General features: G+C 64.3%; 17 protein-coding genes. 7 read left to right on the top strand and 10 right to left on the bottom strand.

Features of this window, described 5'->3' with window-relative positions:
- Positions 1–49: 49 nt before the first annotated feature.
- The 9 genes from B597_RS36125 to B597_RS36085 all read right to left on the bottom strand — a co-directional run bounded on the left by B597_RS36125 (position 50) and on the right by B597_RS36085 (position 9755).
- Positions 50–979 (bottom strand): electron transfer flavoprotein subunit alpha/FixB family protein, encoded by a 930-nt coding sequence (locus B597_RS36125; protein ID WP_024162095.1) that lies wholly within the window; start codon positions 977–979, stop codon positions 50–52.
- The gene (locus B597_RS36120; RefSeq protein ID WP_024162094.1) at positions 980–1705 is read right to left on the bottom strand and encodes an electron transfer flavoprotein subunit beta/FixA family protein; all 726 of its coding nucleotides are present in this window, start codon (positions 1703–1705) and stop codon (positions 980–982) included. It abuts the gene before it with no gap.
- 39 nt (positions 1706–1744) lie between these two features.
- Positions 1745–3220, bottom strand: coding sequence for a tripartite tricarboxylate transporter permease (locus B597_RS36115; RefSeq protein WP_003295612.1), 1476 nt, complete (start codon positions 3218–3220; stop codon positions 1745–1747).
- A 23-nt stretch (positions 3221–3243) separates the two neighbouring features.
- Entirely contained in the window at positions 3244–3756 is a 513-nt protein-coding gene (locus B597_RS36110) for a tripartite tricarboxylate transporter TctB family protein (protein ID WP_003295610.1), read from the bottom strand.
- A 59-nt stretch (positions 3757–3815) separates the two neighbouring features.
- The gene (locus B597_RS36105; RefSeq protein ID WP_003295608.1) at positions 3816–4802 is read right to left on the bottom strand and encodes a Bug family tripartite tricarboxylate transporter substrate binding protein; all 987 of its coding nucleotides are present in this window, start codon (positions 4800–4802) and stop codon (positions 3816–3818) included.
- A gap of 105 nt (positions 4803–4907) precedes the next feature.
- Positions 4908–6140 carry a CaiB/BaiF CoA transferase family protein gene (locus tag B597_RS36100; RefSeq protein ID WP_003295606.1) on the bottom strand — a complete coding sequence of 411 codons (1233 nt, stop codon included), beginning with the start codon at positions 6138–6140 and terminating at the stop codon, positions 4908–4910.
- Positions 6141–6211: 71 nt separating this feature from the next.
- Positions 6212–7414 (bottom strand): 3-oxoadipyl-CoA thiolase, encoded by a 1203-nt coding sequence (locus tag B597_RS36095; RefSeq protein ID WP_003295605.1) that lies wholly within the window; start codon positions 7412–7414, stop codon positions 6212–6214.
- 23 nt (positions 7415–7437) lie between these two features.
- Positions 7438–8967 carry a 3-hydroxyacyl-CoA dehydrogenase gene (locus B597_RS36090; protein WP_003295603.1) on the bottom strand — a complete coding sequence of 510 codons (1530 nt, stop codon included), beginning with the start codon at positions 8965–8967 and terminating at the stop codon, positions 7438–7440.
- A gap of 2 nt (positions 8968–8969) precedes the next feature.
- Positions 8970–9755 carry an enoyl-CoA hydratase gene (locus tag B597_RS36085; RefSeq protein ID WP_003295601.1) on the bottom strand — a complete coding sequence of 262 codons (786 nt, stop codon included), beginning with the start codon at positions 9753–9755 and terminating at the stop codon, positions 8970–8972.
- Here B597_RS36085 and B597_RS47980 point away from each other — a divergent pair.
- From B597_RS47980 to B597_RS36055, 7 genes are all read left to right on the top strand, one after another.
- Positions 9743–9988: a hypothetical protein gene (locus B597_RS47980; protein WP_419184903.1), complete on the top strand. Its 246-nt coding sequence runs from the start codon at positions 9743–9745 to the stop codon at positions 9986–9988. The two genes, B597_RS36085 and B597_RS47980, sit on opposite strands and share 13 nt — an antisense overlap.
- Before the next feature lie 16 nt (positions 9989–10004).
- Positions 10005–10853 (top strand): IclR family transcriptional regulator, encoded by an 849-nt coding sequence (locus B597_RS36080; RefSeq protein ID WP_003295599.1) that lies wholly within the window; start codon positions 10005–10007, stop codon positions 10851–10853.
- 64 nt (positions 10854–10917) lie between these two features.
- Positions 10918–12072 carry an acyl-CoA dehydrogenase family protein gene (locus B597_RS36075; RefSeq protein ID WP_003295597.1) on the top strand — a complete coding sequence of 385 codons (1155 nt, stop codon included), beginning with the start codon at positions 10918–10920 and terminating at the stop codon, positions 12070–12072.
- A 465-nt stretch (positions 12073–12537) separates the two neighbouring features.
- Complete coding sequence (locus tag B597_RS36070) at positions 12538–14328, top strand: SLC13 family permease (RefSeq protein WP_003295596.1); 1791 nt, start codon at positions 12538–12540, stop codon at positions 14326–14328.
- Between the two features lie 90 nt (positions 14329–14418).
- Positions 14419–15696 carry a bifunctional O-acetylhomoserine aminocarboxypropyltransferase/cysteine synthase gene (locus tag B597_RS36065; RefSeq protein ID WP_003295595.1) on the top strand — a complete coding sequence of 426 codons (1278 nt, stop codon included), beginning with the start codon at positions 14419–14421 and terminating at the stop codon, positions 15694–15696.
- 62 nt (positions 15697–15758) lie between these two features.
- Positions 15759–16196, top strand: a complete 438-nt coding sequence (gene trxC, locus B597_RS36060; protein ID WP_003295593.1) for a thioredoxin TrxC — start codon at positions 15759–15761, stop codon at positions 16194–16196.
- Positions 16197–16366: 170 nt separating this feature from the next.
- Positions 16367–16657, top strand: a complete 291-nt coding sequence (locus B597_RS36055; protein WP_003295592.1) for a hypothetical protein — start codon at positions 16367–16369, stop codon at positions 16655–16657.
- A gap of 13 nt (positions 16658–16670) precedes the next feature.
- Here B597_RS36055 and B597_RS36050 read toward each other — a convergent pair whose 3' ends face one another.
- On the bottom strand, positions 16671–17570 hold the full coding sequence (locus B597_RS36050) for a LysR family transcriptional regulator (protein ID WP_003295591.1): 900 nt from the start codon (positions 17568–17570) through the stop codon (positions 16671–16673).
- Between the last annotated feature and the right edge of the window lie 135 nt (positions 17571–17705).

Raw genomic sequence — 17705 nt, 5'->3', positions numbered from 1 at the left:
CAGCACGAGGAACGAGGCTCCGCTAGCGCAGGGCGGTTTGCCTTACAACTTAGATGACTTTTTCCAGCTCCGGCACGATCTCGAACAGGTCGCCCACCAGGCCGTAGTCGGCCACCTGGAAGATCGGCGCTTCCTCGTCCTTGTTGATCGCGACGATCACCTTGGAGTCCTTCATGCCGGCCAGGTGCTGGATGGCACCGGAGATACCGACCGCGATGTACAGCTGCGGTGCGACGATCTTGCCGGTCTGGCCGACCTGCATGTCGTTCGGCACGAAACCGGCGTCGACTGCGGCACGCGAGGCGCCGACTGCCGCGCCGAGCTTGTCGGCCAGCGAGTACAGGTGCTTGAAGTTGTCGCCGTTCTGCATGCCGCGACCACCGGAAACGACGATCTTGGCAGCGGTCAGCTCCGGACGATCCGACTTGGCCAGCTCTTCGCCGACGAAGGCGGACGTGCCGGCGTCGCCGGTGCCGGAGATCTGCTCGACCGCAGCCGAACCGCCGGTGGCATTCACGGCATCGAAGCCGGTCGCACGCACGGTGATGACCTTGATCGCGGCGCTGGACTGCACGGTCGCGATGGCGTTACCGGCATAGATCGGGCGCTTGAAGGTATCGGCGCTTTCAACCGCGATGATCTCGGAGATCTGGTCGACGTCCAGCTGGGCGGCGACGCGCGGCAGGAAGTTCTTGCCGTTGGTGGTGGCAGCCGCCAGCACATGGCTGTAATCCTTCGCCAGATCGGCAATCAGCGGCGCGACGTTTTCCGGCAGTTGGTTGGCATAGGCTGCGTCATCGGCAACCAGTACCTTGGCCACGCCTTCGATCTGCGCGGCGGCCTCGCCGATGGCAGCGCAACCGCTGCCGGCTACCAGTACGTGGATGTCGCCACCGATCTTGGCAGCGGCAGCAACGGTGTTCAGGGTCGCGGCCGCGAGGACGGCGTTGTTGTGTTCAGCGATAACCAGGATCGTCATTTAGATTACCTTCGCCTCGTTCTTCAGTTTCTCGACCAGTTCAGCCACGGACTTGACCTTGATGCCGGCGCTGCGGGCAGCCGGTGCTTCGACTTTGAGGGTCTTCACGGTGGAAGCGGTGGCGACGCCCAGTGCATCCGGGGTCAGCACTTCCAGCGGCTTCTTCTTGGCCTTCATGATGTTCGGCAGCGACGCGTAGCGCGGCTCGTTCAGGCGCAGGTCGGTGGTCACGATCGCCGGCAGGCTGAGCGCGACGGTCTGCAGGCCGCCGTCGATTTCGCGGGTCACGTTGACCTTGTCGCCCGCCACTTCCACCTTGGAGGCGAAGGTACCCTGGGCATAGCCGGTCTGGTTGCTGTCGCTGTCGATGGCCTGCTTGCCGAGGATGACCAGTTGCGGCTGCTCCTTGTCGACCACGGCCTTGAGCAGCTTGGCGACCGCCAGCGAGTTCAGCTCGTCATTGGACTCGACCAGCACGGCGCGATCGGCACCCAGTGCCAGCGCGGTGCGCAGCTGCTCCTGGGCAGCGCTCGGACCGATGGAGACGACGACGATTTCGCTCGCCACGCCCTTCTCTTTCAGGCGTACGGCTTCTTCCACGGCGATTTCGCAGAAGGGGTTCATCGACATCTTGACGTTGGCGAGATCGACGCCGGAATTGTCCGCCTTGACGCGAACCTTGACGTTGTAATCGACCACTCGTTTGACGGTTACCAGTATTTTCATGAATGTCTCCGATTGCAGGCACCACGGGGGTGGTGGCGATCAATGGGTGCGCAGCGATTGTATGTAGCGGTGCAAGGCAAAGCCCAGGGAGAGCACCGTCAGGGCGATGAAGAACCAGTCGATGGGGCCACGAACGAACACATCGAAATTGTTGTTGCTGATCAGCAGCGAGCGGCGGAAGTTATCCTCCAGCATCGGCCCCAGGATGAAGCCGATCAGGAATGGCGCCGAGGCGAATCCGGTGCGATTGAAGATGAAGCCGACCAGGCCGAACACCAGCATGACCGCGATATCGAAGGTGCTGTTGTTCACGGCGTAGGCGCCGTAGATGCAGAACATCAATACGATGGGGAACAGGATCTGCTTGGGCACATCGGCAATGCGGGAGAAATACCGGATCGCCAGCTTGCCGGTACCGAACAGCACCACGGAGCTGAGCATGATGCCGCAGAACAGGGCGTAGATCAGGTTCATGTTTTCCTGGAACAGGATCGGTCCGGGAGTCAGTCCATGGATCATGAAGGCGCCGAGGATGATCGCGGTGATCACGTCGCCGGGGATGCCCAGCGACAGCAGCGGAATCATGGTCGCACCGGCGACTGCGTTGTTGCCCGCCTCGGCCGCGGCGACACCTTCGATTTCGCCCTTGCCGAAATTGTCCCGGTTGGGCGAGTTGCGGCGTGCTTCCGAATAGGAGATGAACGAGGCGGCAGTCGCGCCGGTACCCGGAATCGCACCGATGATCACGCCGATGAAGCTGCCGCGAATGATGCTGCGCATGCTGCCCTTGAGTTCCTGCCAGGTCACGTCGGCACCGGACACGGCGGTCTGGATGTGCTCACGAGCGCGCGACAGATAGAACTCGAGGATTTCGGGAATGGCGAACAGACCAATCAACAGCGGGATGAAGTTGATGCGATCCATCAGGTTGTAGTTGTCGAAGGTCAGGCGCTCGGTGCCGTAGACCGGGTCCATGCCCACCAGCGCGAGGATCACGCCCAACGCCGCGGCGATCAGCCCTTTCATCACCGAGTCGCCGGATACGGAGATGATGATGGTCAGCGAGAAGCAGATCAGCCAGAAGTATTCCGGCGGCCCGAAGCTCAGCGCCAGCTTGGCCAGGTAGCCGGCCAGGAAGATCAGCGACAGGTTGGAGATGAAGTCGGCGATGCAGGACGCGTACAGCGCCATGGACAGTGCCTTCTTGGCCTCACCCTTCTGCGCCATCGGGTAACCGTCCAGCAGGGTGCTGGCCGATGCCGGGGAACCGGGGGTGCGGATCAGGATGGCGGTGATCGATCCGCCATACATGCCGCCCTTGTAGATCCCGACCAGCAGCAGAATCGCGGTGACCGGCTCCATGCCGAAGGTGAACGGCAGGGCCAGGGCTACCGCCATGGTTGCGGTCAGCCCGGGAATGGCGCCGATCACGACGCCGATGACCACGCCGAGCGCGATCATCAGGATGTTTTCCACGCTCAGGAAAAGGCTGAGCACCTCGAGGATCTGGTCCATTTCATAGTCTCATCAGGCGGGACTCAATATCCCCAGAGAGAGCCGTAAGGCAGGGGAACATTCAGGCCATAGTCGAAGGCCAGGCAGATGCCGACCGGCATCGCGACACCCAGCAGATAGATGCCGATGCGCCTGACGCCCATGGCGATGAACAGCAACAGGGTGGCCAGCACACCGCATACCGCCGCGCCGATCGGCTCGAAACCGAAGTAGTAAACGGCGAAGGCCAGTATCGGCAGCAGCCACTGGCGGACCGGCAGATCACGCAGGCGAGAGTTGCGTTCAACCCGGGCGCGCTCCGGGCCGAACAGCATGCCCAGCACCAGGCCGATGCCGAGCAACAGGATCAGCCAACCCATGATCTGCGGAAGGATCAGCGGCGACAGCAGAGGAGACTGCAGCCGGCGAGGCTCCACGATGTACTCCGGAACCATATAAAACAGAAACGCAAGGGATGTCGCGATCAGAATCAGGCTGACAGCCGCATCGGCGCTGGCAAGCCTGGACGCTCTCTGGCGAATAGTCGTGTTTTTCATAATCTACCCAGTCAGACAGGGGCGTCGCCTGCGGCGACGCCCTGCGAAGCTGCAGTGGTTTATTCGCCGAGGCCGGCGGCTTCAACCAGATCAGCCCACTGCTTGATATCCCGCTCGACCATGGCCTTGAACGCGTCACCCGACTCCTTGCCGGCGACAGCGCCCAGCTGGGGCAGGAAGTCCTTGAACGCCTGGCCTTGCATGACGCTGCCCACCGCGGCCTGGAGCTTGCCGTAGGCCTCGTCGGACATCGATTCGCTACTGATGAGACCGAACCAGGCTGAGGTCGCGAAGTCAGACAGCCCCTGCTCGGCGCCAACGGACTGCACGGTCGGCGCGTCCGGCAGGAAGGGCGACGGCTCGCTGGTGGTCACAGCCAGTACTCGCAGTTGCCCGGACTTGATCATCGGGTACACGGTCGGCAGGTTCTCGAACGAGAAGTCCACGTCGCCGGCCAGCAGCGCCGGAAGTGCCTCGCCGCTCCCACGGAACGGAACGTGAGTCATGTTCTGCGCGCCGATCTTGGCCTTGAACAGTTCACCCGACATATGGATGGAGCTGCCGATGCCGGGCGAGCTGAAGGAGAGCTGCTCGGTTTTAGCCGCCTGCACAAACTCCTGGAAGGTCTGGAACTTGCTCTTGGCCGGTACGACCAGGACGTTGGGGATGTCGATGACGTTCTGAATGAAGCGGAAGTCCTTTACCGGGTCATAGGACAGCGGATACAGGCTCGCGCCAACGGTGTGCCCCGGCGAGGCCATCAGCACGCGGTAATCGGCATCGCGCTTGGAAACCCGGGCCAGCTGCGCGGTGGCAACCGTGGTACCGGCACCCGGACGGTTCTCGACGATCACCGTCACACCCAGTTCGGTGCCCAGCAGGTCGGCCACCCGACGGGACAGGATATCCGTGGAGCCGCCAGCGGCATACGGAACGACCAGCGTGATGTTTTTGGCCGGCCAGTCGGCAGCCTGGGCAGTCGAGGCCATCAGCGGAAGGAATACGGCGGTGCTTGCCGCCACCAGCATTTTCATCAGCTTGTTCATATTGTCTCTCTTATGGTTGGGTATTTGCTGATCCGGTGCATGCCGCGACATGACCGGTTGGACGTCCGGCTCGGGCAGTGAGCCCGTACCGGTGGACGAGATGGGCTATTCGAGTTGCTCGATGACCCCCTTGCTTTTCAGAACCTCCAGCGCATCGGCCGAAAGCCCAAGCCGGGACTTCAGCACCTGCTCCGTGTGTTCGCCGAGCATCGGTGCCGGCCGCTGGTACTCGACCGGGGTATCGGAAAGCTTCACCGGGCTGCCGACCATCCTGAAGTCCGGGTTCATGGCGTGCGGGATGTTGACCAGCATGTCGCGGGCCAGCACCTGCGGCTCGGCCAGGGCACGGCCGATGTCGTTGATCACGCCGACCGGCACCTTTGCCGCGTGGATCCGGCTGACCCAGTTGTCGGCGGTATCCTTCAGGAAGCGTTCGGCGAGCAACCCGACGATGGCCTCGCGGTTGCGCACGCGATCGGCGTTCCTGGTGAAGCGCGGGTCCAGCGGCAGTTCTGGCAGGCCGATGGCATCGCACAGGGCGACGAACTGGGTGTCGTTGCCGCAGGCGATGATGAAATCCATGTCGCTGGCAGTGAACACCTGATACGGCACGATGTTCACGTGGGCATTGCCCTGGCGCCCCGGCGAGCGGCCGGTGCTCAGGTAGTTCTGGCTCTGGTTGCCCAGGGCCGCCACCTGTACGTCCAGCAGCGCCATGTCGCAGTGCTGGCCGCGGCCGGTCTTCTCACGGGCCAGCAGCGCGGCCTGGATGGCGACGGTCGAATACAGGCCGGTCATCACGTCGGCCACGGCCACGCCTACCTTCTGCGGACCGGCACCCGGCACACCGTCCTTCTCGCCGGTGACGCTCATCAGGCCACCCATGCCCTGGATGATGAAGTCGTAGCCGGGCTCCTCGGCGCGCGGGCCGGTCTGGCCAAAGCCGGTGATCGAGCAGTACACCAGACGCGGATTGATCTGGGACAGGCTGGCGTAATCCAGACCGTACTTGGCCAGCGAGCCTGCCTTGTAGTTCTCGATCAGCACGTCAGAGGTAGCAGCCAGTGCGCGCACCAGCTCCTGGCCTTCCGGCGTGGCGATGTTGACGGCCACCGACAGCTTGTTGCGGTTGGCGGACTGGTAATAGGACGCCTCGATGCTGTTCTCGCCGTCCGGGGTTTTCATGTAGGGCGGGCCCCAGCCACGGGTATCGTCGCCCACGCGCGGGCGCTCGACCTTGATCACTTCAGCGCCCAGGTCGGCCAGAACCTGACCGCACCAGGGACCCGCCAATACACGACTCAGGTCCAGCACCCGAATCCCATTCAATGCACCCATGTCTCTTACCTTTCTAACGCGGCCGGCGCAGAACTCCGCCGGCCTGGTTCACATGGCCAAAGGCCTTTTGCTCAGACGCGCTCGATGACCATGGCCAGGCCCTGGCCGACACCGATGCACAGGCTGATGACCGCATAGCGCTTGCCGCTGCGCTGCAGCTCACGCGCGGTGGACAGTGCCAGCCGCGCGCCAGAAGCCCCCAGCGGGTGGCCCACGGCGATGGCGCCACCGTTGGGATTGACGCGCGGGTCGTCGAACGCCACGTCCAGGCCCTTCAGGCAACCCAGCACCTGGGAGGCGAAGGCTTCGTTGATTTCGATGATGTCCATGTCGGCCAGGCTCAGGCCGGCGCGGGCCAGCGCCTTGTTGATGGCTTGGACCGGGCCGACACCCATGATGCGTGGCTCGACGCCGGCGACCGCCGCCGACAGGATGCGCGCCATGGGCTTGAGGCCATGCTTCTCGCCCGCGGCCTGGCTGCCGATCAGCAGCGCGGCGGCACCGTCGTTCACGCCCGAGGCGTTACCGGCAGTGACCACGCCGTTCTCGAACAGCGGGCGCAGTTTGGCCAGTGCGGCCATGTCGGATTGCGGACGCGGATGCTCGTCCTCGGCGATCACGTTCGGCGGGGTCTTGCGCCCGGTCGGCACGCTCACCGGCAGGATTTCCTCGGCGAAGAAACCGGCCTGGCGGGCGGCCTCGAACCTGGCTTGCGACGCGGCGGCGAAGGCGTCGGCCGCTTCACGGCTGATTCCGAACTCGCGGGCCACGTTGTCGCCGGTCTGCGGCATGCTGTCGTTGCCGAACTGCTCGATGAGCTTCGGGTTCGGGAAGCGCGCGCCGATGGTGCTGTCATACATCGTGAAGTCGCGGCTGTAGGCCTTTTCCGCCTTGGCCATGACGAACGGGGCACGGGACATGCTTTCCACGCCGCCGGCCACGAACAGCTCGCCCTCGTCGCAGGTGACGGCGCGGGCGGCATCGACCACCGCGGCCAGGCCGCTGGCGCACAGGCGGTTGACGGTCTGGCCGGGCACGCTGACCGGCAGGCCGGAGAGCAGCACGGCATGACGCGCGATGTTGCGGCTGTCCTCGCCGGCCTGGTTGGTATTGCCGAGAATCACGTCGTCGACGGCGGCGCCGTCGATTCCGCTGCGGGCGATCAGCTCGCGGATCACGTCGGCGATCAGGTCATCCGGGCGCACCGGCGCCAGACCACCGCCGTGGCGTCCGAAGGGTGTACGCAGACCTGCGTAGATGTAGGCGTTCAACATTACGATACCTGTATAGAAAGCGGTTATACGGCGGACGGCTCATCCAGGCGCAACGACAGCCCCAGTTGGGCACGACGACGCAGCCAGGGGCTCGGGCGATAACGCGGGTCGTTGGTCACGCTCACCATGCGCTCGAGTATGGTCAGCAGGCGACGTGGACCGAGGCTGTCGCCCCAGGCCAGCGGACCCTGCGGGTAACCCAGACCCAGGCGCACGGCCTGGTCGATGTCCTCGGGGCTGGCGATCCGCTGCTGAGCGATGTCGCAGGCCAGGTTGACCACCATGGCCAGCACGCGCTGGGCCACGAAGCCGACACTGTCGCGGATCACGCTGACGCCCACACCGTCGCGGGCGAACAGGGCATGGGCGGCAGCGCGCATGTCCGGATGGGTGGCCGGGGTCATCATCAGCGTGCGATGGCGAGACAGGTCGGTCAGCAGGTCGATGCACAGGGTGCGCGCTGCATCCACGCCGAAGCGCCCGGCGGCGGTGGTGGCGTCATAGCCGTAGGGGGCGATCAGGCACAGCGCCTGATCGGAGGGACGCTCACCCGTCTCCACCTGCGCACCCAGCTGGTCGAGCAGCTCGACCAGCTTCTGCCGGTCGTTCGCGTTTTCGGTGGCGACCCACACCGGCGGCAACTGCTCGATGCTCGGCACCGGTTGCGGTTGCGGCGCATCGACCATCTGGCCGTTCTGATAGCGGTAGAAGCCCTGCCCCACCTTGCGGCCCACGCGACCGGCCACCAGCATCTGGCGGGTCAGCGGCGACGGCGTGTAGCGCGGGTCGTGGTAGAACTGGTTGAAGATGGATTCCATCACCGGATGGGAAACGTCCAGCGCGGTGAGGTCGAACAGCTCCAGCGGGCCCATGCGGAAACCGGCGCCCTCACGCAGGATGCGGTCCACCTCGCCTTGCTGGGCGACACCCTCGCCGAGGATCTTCAGGGCTTCGGTGCCGTAGGCACGGCCGGCGTGGTTGACGATGAAACCGGGAGTGTCCTTGGCGCGCACACCGGTGTGCCCCATGCGCCGGGCCAGCTCCAGCAGGGCATCGCTGACGGCCGGATCGGTGGCGATGCCGTCGATGACTTCCACCACCCTCATCAACGGAACGGGGTTGAAGAAGTGAAAGCCGGCGACCCGCTGCGGATACCGGCAGGCGGTGGCGATGGCGCTCACCGACAGCGACGAGGTGTTGGTCGCCAGGATGCACTCGGCGTCGACGATGCCTTCCAGCTGGGTCAGCAGGCCACGCTTGGCATCCAGATTCTCGACGATGGCTTCCACCACCATGTCGCATCCCGAAAGCTCTTCGATGGTGGCGACCGGCTTGAGCAGCGCCAGGGCGGCGTCGGCGGCGTCCTGGGCGATCTTGCCCTTGGCAACCAGCTTGCCGAGGGTTGCGCCGAGGTTGTCGCGAGCGTCCCTGGCCGCGCCTTCGCGGGCATCGTACAGACGCACCTGCACGCCAGCCTGTGCCGCGATCTGGGCGATACCGGCGCCCATTACGCCGGTGCCGACCAGCCCCATGATGTTGATCGAGCGAGCCATGCCTATTCTCCGCGGTAGGTGGGTTTGCGCTTCTCGAAGAAGGCGGCGGCGCCTTCCTTCTGATCGGCGGAATCGAACAGCAGCTGGAACGCCTTGCGCTCCAAGGTCAGTGCGCTGTCCAGCGGCAGATCGGCGCCGGCCAGCATCACTTCCTTGATCTGTTGCACCGCCAGCGGCGGCAGCGCGGCGATTTCGCTGGCCAGGGCCAGGGCGCGCCCGAGGGTCTGGTCGTCCGGCACCACTTCGCTGACCATGCCAATGGTCAATGCCTCGGGCGCCTTGACCATGCAGCCGGTCAAGGCGATGCGCATGGCCTGGAACTTGCCGACCGCGCGAATCAGGCGCTGGGTACCGCCGGCGCCCGGCATCAGGCCGAGCTTGACTTCCGGCTGGGCGAAGCGGGCCGACTCGCCGGCCACGATGATGTCGCAGTGCATCGCCAGTTCGCAGCCGCCGCCCAGGGCGAAGCCGTTGACGGCGGCGATGACCGGCTTCGGGCAGCGGGCAATCGGCTCCCATAGCAGCTCGGTGTGACGGCCATACATCTCGATCGGCGAGGCGCTGGCGAATTCCCTGATGTCCGCCCCCGCCACGAAGAACTGCTCACCCCCGGTAAGCACGACGGCGCGGATGTCGTCGCGCCGGGCCAGCGCGCGGAAGTGCTCGGCCAGCTGATGGCGAACGGCCGCATTGAGCGCGTTCTTGGCGTCGGGGCGGTTGATACGCACGAGGGCGACACCGTCGGCCGGGTACTCCAGCAGCACGACTGGATCGATTGGTTGACTCATTTCGGCTCCGGTTTGATCATGCAGCAATGTCCGCTATGCGAAATGCCATTCCACACTTTGACCGAATAATAGGTTCCAACTTCGTTTTTTGTAAATGTCACTTCTTGTCGATACGTCGTTATCCTCAGCAAAAGCCCATTACACGGGCTTTTGAGAGACAAAAAACTTTCCGTATGTCGCAGTTGCCAAATGTCCGCTATGCGGAATACAATTTCGAAAACTTGATTTTATGAAAATGGAGGCTCTACCATGCAACGCAAGATCAAGGATCGGTCCCCGGACAAGGACGCAGCTTCGGAGATCGAACGGGTACTGATCGATCCGATGTCGACCCTCGATGAGGAGGAAAAGGACCGCCAGTTCGTCACCGCTCTAGCCCGGGGCCTGGAGTTGCTGCGCTGCTTCAGCCCGCGTGAAAGCGTGCTGAGCAATCAGGAGCTGGCCCGCAAGGCCAACCTGCCGCGGCCGACCGTCAGCCGGCTGACTTACACGCTGACGCGCCTGGGCTATCTGAAGCAGTTGCCCCAGGGCAAATACCAGCTGGACGTCGGTGTGATGTCGTTCGGCTACGGGATGCTCTCCAACCTGTCGATTCGGGCTGTGGCGCATCCGCTGATGGAACAGTTGGCCAACCACGCCAATGCGGCGGTGGCGATGGCGGCTCGGGACCGGCTACAGATGGTTTACCTGGACGTCGTGCACGGTCAGGGCAACCTCACGATGCGGCGCCAGGTGGGTACCCATCTGCCCCTGCATCTGAGCTCGGCGGGACGTGCATGCCTGGCCGGCCTGCCGGAAAGCGAATGCGATTTTCTGCTGGACCACATCCGGACCCGGCATGCGGAGGACTGGCCAAAGATCCGCAAGAGCCTGGAAAAGGCCTTCCGGGACTACGCCGACTATGGCTATTGCCTGTCGATCGGCGAATGGCACCGGGATGTGAATGCGGTTGCCGTGCCCATGGTGCATGCGCAGCACGGGCTGCTGGTTTTCAACTGCGGCGGCCCGAGTTTCCAGCTCTCGCGCGAAAAGCTGGAAGAGGACATCGGACCGCGACTGGTCCACATGGTTAGCAACATCGAGGCCAGCACCCGCTGATGGAGATGCGGGTCGCGCCTCGACGACATGACGCGTCCGACCATCGGACCCCCGAGGAGCACACATGATCCGCGATCCGGAAACGCTGCAAATCCTGCTGGATTCCATCCGCCAGTTCGTCAACGAAGCGCTGATCCCGCGCGAAAACGAGGTCGCCGAAACCGACTCGATGCCGGCGGACATCGTCGAGCAGATGAAGGAAATGGGCCTGTTCGGCCTGACCATTCCGGAGGAATTCGGCGGCCTGGGCGTGACCATGGAAGAGGAAGTGAACATCGCTTTCGAACTGGGTCGCACGTCCCCGGCGTTCCGCTCCTATATCGGCACCAACAACGGCATTGGCTCCATCGGCATCCTGCTCGACGGCACCGAGGAGCAGAAGGCCAGGTACCTGCCCAAACTGGCAGCCGGCGAGTTCCTCAGCTCTTTCTGCCTGACCGAGCCGGACTCCGGCTCCGATGCCGCCTCCCTGAAGACCACTGCCGTGCGCGACGGTGAGTTCTACGTCATCAACGGCACCAAGCGTTTCATCACCAACGCACCGCAAGCCGGCATCTTCACCGTGATGGCTCGAACCAGCCGTGAAATCAAGGGCGCCGGTGGCATCAGCTCGTTCATCGTCGAGGCCGACACGCCTGGTGTCACCGTCGGCAAGCGCGACCACAAGATGGGCCAGAAAGGTGCCCACACCGCCGACGTGATTTTCGAGAACGTCCGCGTACCGGCCGGGAACCTGATCGGCGGCAAGGAAGGCGTCGGCTTCAAGACCGCCATGAAGGTGCTCGACAAAGGCCGCCTGCATATAGCCGCGCTCTCCGTCGGCGCCGCCGAACGCATGCTCGCCGACTCGCTGCAGTACGCCATCGAACGCAAGCAGTTCGGCCAGCCCATCGCCGAGTTCCAGCTGATCCAGGGCATGCTGGCCGACAGCAAGGCCGAGATCTATGCCGCCCGCTGCATGGTGCTGGACGCCGCGCGCAAGCGCGACGAAGGCCTGAACGTGAGCACCGAAGCCTCCTGCGCCAAGATGTTCGCCACCGAGATGTGCGGTCGCGTGGCCGACCGAGGCGTGCAGATCCACGGCGGCGCCGGCTATGTCAGCGAATATGCCATCGAGCGCTTCTATCGCGACGTGCGGCTGTTCCGCCTGTACGAGGGCACGACCCAGATCCAGCAGGTCATCATCGCCCGCAACATGATCCGCGAAGCACAGCGCTGACAGACGAGCCTGTCTCAGCCTGGGCGGGTGGCCAGCCGCGCCGCAATGAAGCCAACGACGGCTTCGATTTTCGGCAGCGGCTGGCGGACCACGGAACGCCGAACCTCAGCAGGCCCTGAATAGCCATCCCGCAACGGGACAAGACGTCGCCGTTCGCTGGTTCCGCCACATGAAGTCCGCCAGGCACGCAACGTCCTGCCGCACCTCGCCGCCTTAGGTAGCGGATCGAGCGCCGTGCTGACGGCAATCCGCGGCCAGTCCAGGCTCACCTCTTTGTCACCGCCAAACAACGGCCAGCAGCCTCAAGCCGCTGCGCTGCAGAAGCCGGCCAGGGCCCTCGCCGCTAATAACTATAAGGAATATAAACATCAGGAAAGGTTTCTGGACTCTCTAAGCCGACCTCTCTATCGTGCGCCGCGGAGCCGCTGTTTCGACTCGCCATAGCCGCCACCCTTAAGGACGTCCATGCTTCCAGAATCGCTGCCGCTGTTGTTCGTCTGCGCCTTGCTGATCTGGGTGCTGGTGGCATTCGTGAGGGAAAGCTGGAGCCCCGATATCGTCGTGGCGATTGCCGTGGCGGTGTTGCTGGCGACGCAATTGCTGACGCCTGGTGAAGTGCTGGGCGTGCTGTCCAATTCCGCCCCGGTCACCATCGCCTGCATGTTCATCATTTCGGCGGCACTGGAGCGCACCGGCTGTATCGATGCACTGGGCAACTGGCTCGGCAATCTGGTCGGCACCAGCCCTACGCGGGTGCTGGCGGGCCTGACCATCACCGCGCTGGTGATCTCCGCCTGCCTGAACAACACGCCAGTGGTGGCGATCCTTACGCCGGTCGCCATTTCCCTGGCGAAGCGTGCCGGGACCACCCCGTCGAAGCTGCTGATTCCCCTATCCTACGCCACGATTCTCGGCGGCACGCTGACGATGATCGGCACCTCGACCAACATTCTCGTGGATGGCGTGGCCCGCAAGGCCGGTCTCGCCCCCTTCGGCATGTTCGAGATCACCGCGGCCGGGCTGATCCTGGCGGCTGCCGGGATGATCTATCTGCTGACCGTCGGCAAGCATCTGCTGCCGGAGCGCGACACACTGTCCAAGCTGCTCGGGCCGCGCCTGGATCGCACCTTCATGACCGAGCTGCGCGTGCCGCTGAACTCGCCGGTGATCGGCAAGACCATCGCCGAGGCCAACCTGAACGGCGGCAGTGGCCTGCAGGTGCTGCAGGTGAACCGGGACACCCAGCTGTTCAGCCGCCCCGAGCACGACTTCAGCCTGCATGCCGGCGACCTGCTGATGATCCACGGCCAGGTCAAGGACGTGGTGGAGCTGCGCGAGAGCGGCCACCTGACCTTCAACCGAGGCGATGCCTTCGAAACCATCAGCAGCGAGGATGTGATCCTGGCCGAGGCGATCGTCGGCCGCGGCTCGCGCTACAGTCACCGGCCGATGCGCGATCTGGACCTGTCCGCGCGCTACGGCATCAGCGTGCTGGCCGTGCACCGGCAGGACGAGAATATCCAGGGCAATTTCGACGACTTCCAGTTGCAGTTCGGCGACGTCATGCTGGTCGAGGGCACGCCGGCACAGATCAAGCGTTTCGCCGACAACGGCGAGCTGATCAGCCTCAACGCGGTGCAGGAGCGCGCCTTCCGCCGTGACAAGGCACCGATCGCGATCATCGCGACGCTGGCCGTGATGTTGCTGGCGGCGTTCGGCGTGATGCCGATCGAGGGGCTGGCGATCATCGGCGCTGCCGCGGTGCTGGCGACCCGTTGCCTGGATGTCGAGGATGCCTACAAGGCAGTCGACTGGAAGATCCTCAGCCTGATTTTCGGCATGCTGGCGGTCAGCATCGCCATGGACAAGGTCGGCCTGGTGCAACTGATCGTACAGAACGTGGCTACGCTGACGCCCTGGGCGGGGCCGCTGTTCATGCTCTCGTTCATCTACCTGCTGACCTCGATGCTCACCGAGATGCTGTCGAACAACGCGGTGGCCGTGCTGATCACCCCGATCGCCATTGGCCTGGCCCAGCACCTGGGTGTCGATCCGCGGGCGTTCGTGGTCGCGGTGATGTTCGCGGCCAGTGCCAGCTTCGCCACGCCGATCGGCTACCAGACCAACACCTTCGTCTATAACGCCGGCGGCTATCGGTTCACCGATTTCCTCAAGGTCGGCATTCCGCTGAACCTGCTGCTTTGGGTCGTGGCGACACTGGTGATTCCGCTTTTCTGGCCGCTCACGCCGCTTTGACCAGGCTTGCCCTGGATCATTGACCGGCCAGGCGTTCAGTTTCATGCTCTCGGACCCTCGCCCGACGAACAAGAATCAGGAGCGCGCGCCATGAAACTGGAAACCCTCGCCATCCATGCCGGCTACAGCCCGGACCCGACCACCCGGGCCGTGGCGGTGCCGATCTACCAGACCACGTCCTACGCTTTCGATGACACCCAGCATGGTGCCGACCTGTTCGACCTGAAGGTGCCGGGCAATATCTATACCCGCATCATGAACCCCACCACCGACGTGCTCGAACAGCGCGTCGCCGCACTGGAAGGCGGCGTGGCGGCACTGGCGGTGGCATCCGGCATGGCAGCGATCACCTATGCCATCCAGACCATCGCCGAAGTCGGCGACAACATCGTCTCGGTAGCCAAGCTCTACGGCGGCACCTACAACCTGTTCGCCCATACCCTGCCGCGCCAGGGCATCGAAGTGCGCTTCGCCGCCCACGACGACATCGCCGCACTCGAGGCGCTGATCGACGACCGCACCAAGGCGGTGTTCTGCGAGTCCATCGGCAACCCCGCCGGCAATATCATCGACCTTGCCGCGCTGGCCGAAGCGGCACATCGCCACGGCGTACCGCTGATCGTCGACAACACCGTCGCCACGCCGATACTCTGCCGGCCGTTCGAGCATGGCGCCGACATCGTCGTGCATTCGCTGACCAAGTACATGGGCGGCCACGGCACCAGCATCGGCGGTATCGTGGTCGACTCCGGCAAGTTTCCCTGGGCGCAGCACAAGGAGCGCTTCGCCCTGCTCAACACGCCCGACGTGTCCTACCACGGCGTCACCTATACCGAGGCATTCGGCCCCGCGGCCTTCATCGGCCGCTGCCGGGTGGTGCCGCTGCGCAACATGGGCGCGGCGATTTCGCCGTTCAATTCGTTCCTGATCCTGCAGGGGCTGGAAACCCTGGCGCTGCGCATGGAGCGGCACTGCGAAAACGCGCTCAAGGTCGCCGAATATCTGCAGGCTCATCCGCAGGTGGCCTGGGTGCAATACGCCGGCCTGGCGGACCATCCCGAGCACGAACTGGCGCGCCGCTACATGGGCGGCACGCCGGCGGCGATTCTCTGCTTCGGTATCGAAGGCGGCATGGAGGCCGGCGCGCGCTTCATCGATGCACTCAAGCTGGTGGTGCGTCTGGTCAACATCGGTGACGCCAAGTCGCTGGCCTGCCACCCGGCGAGCACCACGCACCGCCAGTTGAACGCCGAGGAGCTCGCCCGCGCCGGCGTGTCCCAGGACCTGATCCGGCTGTCCATCGGTATCGAGCACATCGACGACATCCTCGCCGACCTGGCCCAGGCGCTGAGTGCCTCAACGGGCTGACTCGCGCTTGATATCCGCCGACGAGGCTCCACATTACCGGCATACCGCCGTGGAGCCTCGCCATGACCGACACACTGATCGTCCCCTGCGCACACTGCGCCAGCCTCAACCGCATTCCTGCCGAACGGGTGCACGATGCGCCACGCTGTGGCCGCTGCAAGGCCGAGGCGCTACCGAACAAGCCGTTCGATCTGCAACAGAGCCAGTTCGCCAACCAGATCAAGGGCGACCTGCCGCTGCTGGTGGATGTCTGGGCCAGCTGGTGCGGACCGTGCCGCAGCTTCGCACCAACCTTCGCCCAGGCCGCCAGCCAGCTGCAAGGCCGCTGCCGCATGGCCAAGCTCGACAGCGAAGCCAACGCACAACTGTCGACGCAGCTCGGCATCCGTTCCATCCCCAGCCTGATCCTCTTTCGCAACGGCCAGGAAGTCGCGCGCCAGAGCGGCGCCATGCCACTGCCGCAGCTGTTGGCCTGGCTGGCGCAGCAGGGCATTCGCTAGCTCCACGTCCCGCGCTCAGACAGCGGCGACAGAAGCCTGAAATCGGTGTCAGGCGCGGCAGGCGCCGCGCCTTTGCCAGCCGTTGACCTTCGCCAATCCGTCATGCCCGCCGGAACGATTGGCCGCCCCGTCGAGTCCACTACACATCAACAACTCGACTGGAGCCCCTCATGTTCGGCAAGTCTTCGCATACCTTCGAAATCAACTACATCTACCAGAACGATCCGCGCGCCGTGACCTATGACGCCGACGTCGACAGCCTGTCCCAGGGCGCAGCCGCGCGTCATCTCATCGAGCTGCACAATGGCGATGCCGAGAACAGTCTGGTCATGCCGGACGCCGACGCCGACGAGGCCCGGTTGCTGGAGCAGGCCGAGGTCATGGATATCACCGACATCCGCGTGACCCGCGTGCACAAGCAGGAGAAGGGTGAGACGCCCGGCCACTACAAGCAGCCCTGAGCGCCCGAGCACTTCAGCGCCGGCCCAGCGCCTCTCGCGTAACCAGTTCCATGAACGCCTGGGCCAGCGGCGACTGTTCCTGGCGGCGCTTGACCAGCCAGACGGCAGTCGTCGCATCCTTATCCAGCAGGGTGCGATAGCGTACGCCGTCGACGCGGATACGCTGGAACGAAGCCGGCAATACCGAAACCCCCAGCCCCGCAGCGACCAGCCCGATGATGGTGAGCGCCTCGTTCGCTTCCTGGGCGATGCGCGGGCTGAATCCCGCCTGCCGTGCCAGGTTCAGTAGCTGATCGTAGAGTCCGGTACCGTAACTGCGCGGAAAGAATACGAAGGCCTCATCGGCCAGCTCGGCCAGTGCCAGCCCCTCCTCGGCCGCCTGCGCCAATGGATGATCGGCGTGCATCAGCGCTACCAGCGGCTCGCTCAGCAGCTCCACCGTCTGCAGTCCCGGCGGCAAGGCGAAGGGGCGGATCATGCCCACCTGCAGCGTCTCGTCCTGCACGGCGTCGACCACTTCCTTGCTGGTCATTTCCTGCAGGGCGAGATGGACGGCTGGAAAGGCCTGGCGGAAGGCCAGGATCGCCCGCGGCAGGATCGAGGTAAAAGGTGCCGACGAGGTGAAGCCGACCTGTAACTCGCCAATCTCGCCCTGCTCGGCACGCCGCACCACATCGACGGACTTGTCCACCTGGGCCAGCGTACGTCGTGTCTCGTCGAGAAAGAGCCGCCCTGCATCGGTCAGCGAAACCCGCCGGTTGCTGCGATCGAACAACAGCACGCCCAGTTCCTGCTCCAGCGCCTGGATCTGCTGACTCAAGGGTGGCTGCGAGATGCGTAGCCGCTCGGCCGCGCGTCCGAAATGCAACTCCTCGGCCACCGCCACGAAATAACGCAGATGTCGCAGCTCCAAGAGCCCTCCTTACGATTCGCAAAACATATCGATTTGGTCGAATAATATATTGGATAGCTCAAATAAAGCTCCCTATCATTTTTCCTTACGAACCCAGCCGAAGCATGTGCGCCCGCGACCACCGGTGCTACAGGC

Source organism: Stutzerimonas stutzeri KOS6 (assembly GCF_000307775.2).
Taxonomy (GTDB): Bacteria; Pseudomonadota; Gammaproteobacteria; order Pseudomonadales; family Pseudomonadaceae; genus Stutzerimonas; species Stutzerimonas stutzeri_B.
Note: the sequence above shows the minus strand (reverse complement) of the source record. Positions and strands in the feature narration are given on the sequence as shown.

Bases quoted from the DNA above. Each gene is read 5' to 3' on its own strand.
- B597_RS36125 (WP_024162095.1), bottom strand. From the start codon at position 979: ATGACGATCCTGGTTATCGCTGAACACAACAACGCCGTCCTCGCGGCC.
- B597_RS36120 (WP_024162094.1), bottom strand. From the start codon at position 1,705: ATGAAAATACTGGTAACCGTCAAACGAGTGGTCGATTACAACGTCAAG.
- B597_RS36115 (WP_003295612.1), bottom strand. From the start codon at position 3,220: ATGGACCAGATCCTCGAGGTGCTCAGCCTTTTCCTGAGCGTGGAAAAC.
- B597_RS36110 (WP_003295610.1), bottom strand. From the start codon at position 3,756: ATGAAAAACACGACTATTCGCCAGAGAGCGTCCAGGCTTGCCAGCGCC.
- B597_RS36105 (WP_003295608.1), bottom strand. From the start codon at position 4,802: ATGAACAAGCTGATGAAAATGCTGGTGGCGGCAAGCACCGCCGTATTC.
- B597_RS36100 (WP_003295606.1), bottom strand. From the start codon at position 6,140: ATGGGTGCATTGAATGGGATTCGGGTGCTGGACCTGAGTCGTGTATTG.
- B597_RS36095 (WP_003295605.1), bottom strand. From the start codon at position 7,414: ATGTTGAACGCCTACATCTACGCAGGTCTGCGTACACCCTTCGGACGC.
- B597_RS36090 (WP_003295603.1), bottom strand. From the start codon at position 8,967: ATGGCTCGCTCGATCAACATCATGGGGCTGGTCGGCACCGGCGTAATG.
- B597_RS36085 (WP_003295601.1), bottom strand. From the start codon at position 9,755: ATGAGTCAACCAATCGATCCAGTCGTGCTGCTGGAGTACCCGGCCGAC.
- B597_RS36080 (WP_003295599.1), top strand. From the start codon at position 10,005: ATGCAACGCAAGATCAAGGATCGGTCCCCGGACAAGGACGCAGCTTCG.
- B597_RS36075 (WP_003295597.1), top strand. From the start codon at position 10,918: ATGATCCGCGATCCGGAAACGCTGCAAATCCTGCTGGATTCCATCCGC.
- B597_RS36070 (WP_003295596.1), top strand. From the start codon at position 12,538: ATGCTTCCAGAATCGCTGCCGCTGTTGTTCGTCTGCGCCTTGCTGATC.
- B597_RS36065 (WP_003295595.1), top strand. From the start codon at position 14,419: ATGAAACTGGAAACCCTCGCCATCCATGCCGGCTACAGCCCGGACCCG.
- trxC (WP_003295593.1), top strand. From the start codon at position 15,759: ATGACCGACACACTGATCGTCCCCTGCGCACACTGCGCCAGCCTCAAC.
- B597_RS36055 (WP_003295592.1), top strand. From the start codon at position 16,367: ATGTTCGGCAAGTCTTCGCATACCTTCGAAATCAACTACATCTACCAG.